General features: G+C 67.3%; 1 protein-coding gene. It reads right to left on the minus strand.

Features of this window, described 5'->3' with window-relative positions:
- Window positions 1–441 (minus strand): ammonium transporter (locus D7Y13_RS43010; RefSeq protein ID WP_147452720.1); only part of this gene is annotated, 441 nt, incomplete at both ends.

Consider the following 441-nt stretch of genomic DNA (forward strand, 5'->3'; position numbering starts at 1 on the left):
GACCGGCACCGAGCATCACGAACGGCAGGTTGTGCGGACGCATCGGGGTCTTGGGCCAGCCTCGACGCTTACCGAGGATGATCGCGAGCACGAGGCCCGCGACACCGGCGTTGATGTGGACCGCGGTACCGCCGGCGAAGTCGATCGCCTTGAGCTTGTTGGCGATCCAGCCGCCGTGCTCACCGGTGTAGCCGTCGAAGGCGAACACCCAGTGCGCGACCGGGAAGTAGACGATGGTCGACCACAGGACGGTGAAGGCCGCCCACGCGCTGAACTTCATGCGATCGGCGACGGCACCGGAGACCAGCGCCACGGTGATGATCGCGAACATGAGCTGGAAGACCACGAACACCGACAGCGGGAGCGTGCCGAAGAGTGGGATGTTGACCGCATCGGAGGCCGCGGTCCCGGTGGCGGGATCGGCGGCGACCGCAGCCGCAC

The sequence above is a fragment of the Corallococcus praedator genome (assembly GCF_003612125.1).
In the GTDB taxonomy this organism is placed as follows: domain Bacteria; phylum Myxococcota; class Myxococcia; order Myxococcales; family Myxococcaceae; genus Corallococcus; species Corallococcus praedator.